General features: G+C 62.8%; 1 protein-coding gene and 1 pseudogene. Both read right to left on the reverse strand.

What is annotated here, in order from left to right:
- The coding region (locus tag JAO85_RS25535) for a tripartite tricarboxylate transporter substrate-binding protein (RefSeq protein ID WP_202789302.1) at positions 1-743 on the reverse strand (743 nt) is incomplete at its 3' end.
- Positions 744-834: 91 nt separating this feature from the next.
- Positions 835-966: pseudogene (locus tag JAO85_RS25540) on the reverse strand (twin-arginine translocation pathway signal protein); the annotation flags it as partial.

Genomic DNA, 966 nt, shown 5'->3' on the forward strand with positions numbered 1-966 from the left:
AAGGTAGGGACATTGGGCAGATAGGGGTTGCGCTGAGGGCCACTGGTGGCCAGCACGCGCAGCTTGCCGGCCTTGTAGTAGCTCAGGAAGTCGCCGCTGGGGCCCATCACGGCTGCAATCTGGCCACCAGCCAGGTCGGACACGGCAGGCGCCGTGCCGCGGTAAGGCACATGGCTGAGCCTGATGCCCGAACGCAGGCTGAGCAGGGAGCCGATCAGATGCGGCTGGGTACCGGCACCGGGGCTGCCGAAGCTGGCCTTGTCGGGGTTGTTCTTGCACCAGGCCAGAAAATCCTTGAGGGTCTTGACCTCGGCCGGCACGGCAGGGCCGACAGCCAGTCCATGGTGCATGATGGCTCCGATGGAAATCGGCTCGAAATCCTTGGCCTGATAGCTCAGCTTGCTATAGATATGCGGGTAGATGGAGAAGGCCGAGACCTGGGACAGCACGATGACCGAGCCGTCGCCCACGGAGTTGCGCAGATTCTCCAGCGCGATGCGGCCGCCGGCACCGGGCTTGTTCTCCACCACGCCCATGTTCTTGGAGTAGCTGGTGCCGCCAATCTTTTCGGCCACGCGGCGGGCTACAGAGTCACCGGCACTGCCTGCGGGAAAGCCGTAGAGAATGCGCACCTGCTCCAGTGGTCCGCTGCCCTGGGCATAGGCGCTGCGGCTGATGCCACCGAATGCGGCCAGCGCTGCACCAGCGCCCAGGCCTTTGACGAAATTGCGACGATCTTGCATGGTTTGTCTCCTCTATTGTTCGATCGCTATATGCAGGCTTGAGCCTGTCTGAAAAATCCCGACCCGAATGCTATTCGATACCGAGGGGTCATCAGGAATCGCCCGTAAAACCGATCTGCTTGACCAGCGGACCCCAGCGCTCGAACTCGGCCTGCTGCGAACGGGCCATTTCCTCGGGCGTGGAGCTGGTGGCGATCAGGCCGACCACCCCCACGCTTTCCTT

It is taken from the genome of Comamonas sp. NyZ500 (genome assembly GCF_016772095.1).
GTDB classification, from domain to species: Bacteria; Pseudomonadota; Gammaproteobacteria; order Burkholderiales; family Burkholderiaceae_C; genus Comamonas; species Comamonas thiooxydans.